The sequence below is a fragment of the uncultured Negativibacillus sp. genome, assembly GCF_944388365.1.
Classification (GTDB): Bacteria; Bacillota; Clostridia; order Oscillospirales; family Ruminococcaceae; genus Negativibacillus.
Genome location: NZ_CALXIN010000166.1, coordinates 1 through 2,633, shown reverse-complemented (window position 1 = coordinate 2,633; position 2,633 = coordinate 1). Strand labels below are relative to the sequence as shown.

Sequence of the window (2,633 nt, the reverse complement as noted above, 5' to 3'; positions counted from 1 at the left end):
CAGAACAATCTTTCCTGCGGGTTCCTTGGACACATGGGCAGCAATCCAATAGTCCGCTGCTGTCGGGCAGAATTTCATCGCAGTGAATGCCGCTGCTGCAGAAATGACGCCATCTATTACTATCGGTATATTTTCCAACGCGCCGCCGAGAAAGACACCTACCAGTCCCGCAATGTCCAATCCGCCGACTTTGTGCAAAACGTCCATAGGGTCCTCGGGGTTTGGATGATTTGTTTGAATTGCTTTTTCGATGGCGGCAATCTTGCGGTGCAGTCCATCGGTGCTCAAACCCGCTCCCCTGCCGGTCATGTCGACAACGGGACGATTGAGCAGCACCGACAGAATCGCGCTGCTGGTGGTCGTGTTGCCGATGCCCATTTCACCGGTGGCAATCAGGCGATAGCCTTCTTTTTTCAGCTCTCCGACCAGCTCGATACCGTAGAGGATAGCATCGGCAGCCTGTTCGCGGGTCATGGCAGGACCTTCGGTGATGTCCGCCGTACCGTAGGCGATCTTGTGGATGCGCAGGCCCTCGCCGTGAACGTCACGCGCTACGCCGATGTCCACCGGAATGATGTCCGCGCCGGTCGCCCGCGCCATGGCGCAGACGCTGGTCTGACCGGAACAAAAGTTCTCGGTGACGATGGCGGTGACCTCCTGTCCCGACTGGGTGACACCCTGAGCGACAACGCCGTTGTCCGCGCAGAAGGCAGCGACGCACTTCTTAGACAGGGTCACCTGTGCCGTGCGCTGGATGCCGGCGATGGCGGTGATGGCATCCTCCAGCAGTCCCAGGCTATGCAGCGGTTTTGCAATCGAATCCCAGCGTTTGCGGGCAAGCTCCATCGCCTTTGCATCCACCGGCTGAATCTGTTTGAGCGTTTGAGTAAGTTTAATTTCCAACGGCTCCATCAAGCCTTCACTCCTTCATCAAGATGTTTGCGCTGCTGGTAGGCTTTGCAGCGCAGCAGGAAATTTTCTGCCATCTGCGGGCAGGAATAGTAGTACAGATGCGGGTAGCCTCCCCAGAAGTGGTCGTCTGCGACCACGCAGTCCCAACCTGTTTTGCGCATCGGCTTCTGAGCATGGACGGCGTCGCCGGTAATCTCGCTGTCCCAGTAGTGGAACTCGTGGGCGGCAAAGCCCTCACCTTCCCGACAAAGTAGGTTGTCCCGTTTCGCCGTCAGCCGGACATAGCCAAACCGGCGCAGGCCGGAGGTTCGGTAGCTTCTTCCCTGCAAAAAGCCGACCATCGGATATTCCTTTCCGTCCTGTCCCTCCAGCGACTGCTGCAAATACTGAAAGCCGCCGCATTCCGCGATGCAGGGCAGTCCGTCCGAAAGCGCAGCTTTGAGCTGGTCGCGAAGCGTCTCATTCTGCGTGAGCTCCATCGCATAAATTTCGGGGTAGCCGCCGCCGATGAGCAGGCCGTCCAAATCTTCGGGCAGTGTGTCGCACAAGGGAGAAAATTCGATCAGCTCCGCTCCCAGCCGGCGCAGCAGATCGAGGTTATCTTCATAATAGAAGGAGAACGCCTTATCCTGCGCTACACCGATGCGCACCTTCGCCATCAGGTCCAACTTATCCACAGCAGGCAGACAAACCTCCTGCGGCAAAAAGGCGGGCGCATCGGCTGCAATCGACAACAATAGATCAAGGTCGAGCGACTGCTCTGCCTGCTCTCCCAGACGCTGGAGCCGCTGGTGCAGGTCGGAAATCTCCGCCGCGGTCACAAGCCCAAGATGCCTGCTTTCCAAAGAACAGTCGGACATCCTCGGCATATAGCCGCAGACGGGAATTTGGCAGCGCTGTTCGATCAGCGCCTTGAGTTCAGTGTAGAGCGAAGGGCTTACCTGGTTGAGGATAACGCCGCGGATGCAGCTTTGTTCCTCAAAGTGGAGGTAGCCCTGCAGCTGGGCTGCCACCGACACCGACATGCCGCGGCAGTTTAAGACCAGCACCACCGGCGTTTTGGTTTCACAGGCAAGCTGCCAGGAGGAGGCATCGCTGGTGGTGGCGATGCCGTCGTAGTAGCCCATCACTCCTTCGATGAAGGCAAGGTCGCGGCCGGCGCTGTTTTTGTGCAGCAGATGGCGCACCGTCTGTCCGTCGGTAAAGAACAAATCCAGATTGCGCGACGGAATGCCCAGCACCTGCCGGTGAAACATCGGGTCGATATAGTCCGGCCCGCACTTGAAGCTGACCGCGTCCATTCCGCGGTTTTTCAGCGCCTGCAAAATGGCACAGCTCAACGTCGTTTTGCCGCTGCCGCTGCAGGCAGCCGCCAGCATCAAGCGTGGTGTGGTTGACATGGCAATTTCCTCCTTTATCCCTTCCCTATTCTTCGGGCAGCTGTTTTGCAAGGGTGCAGATGTACACCGGATTCTGTCCGGTCATCAGGTGCATCGACCCGCCGCCCAACTCCCGCGCACGAGCGGCGCTCAGCTGGACGATGTCAAAGGTGTATTCACCCTGGGTCCGCAGCTGGCGCACCGTTTCCAACAGCTGCGAAAGCGTTTCGAGGGTGATGGCGGTCACGACGACACGCGCCCGCATGTTTTTGGCAAGGCACAGTCGGATAATCTCTCCCAGATTGCCCGATGAGCCGCCGATAAACACAAAGTCGGGCGCGG

General features: G+C 58.3%; 2 protein-coding genes and 1 pseudogene. All 3 read right to left on the bottom strand.

Annotated features, from left to right (window positions below; all coding sequences use genetic code 11):
- A partial coding sequence (locus tag Q0L39_RS11585; RefSeq protein WP_296629341.1) for a nicotinate-nucleotide--dimethylbenzimidazole phosphoribosyltransferase occupies positions 1 to 912 on the bottom strand: 912 nt, incomplete at its 3' end.
- Positions 912 to 2,312 carry a cobyrinate a,c-diamide synthase gene (locus Q0L39_RS11580; protein ID WP_296629340.1) on the bottom strand — a complete coding sequence of 467 codons (1,401 nt, stop codon included), beginning with the start codon at positions 2,310 to 2,312 and terminating at the stop codon, positions 912 to 914. The genes Q0L39_RS11585 and Q0L39_RS11580, both read right to left, overlap by 1 nt.
- Before the next feature lie 25 nt (positions 2,313 to 2,337).
- Positions 2,338 to 2,633 (bottom strand): annotated as a pseudogene (locus tag Q0L39_RS11575) (bifunctional cobalt-precorrin-7 (C(5))-methyltransferase/cobalt-precorrin-6B (C(15))-methyltransferase); the annotation flags it as partial.

Coding starts and splice junctions, on each gene's coding strand:
- Q0L39_RS11580 (WP_296629340.1), bottom strand. CDS start 2,312: ATGTCAACCACACCACGCTTGATGCTGGCGGCTGCCTGCAGCGGCAGC.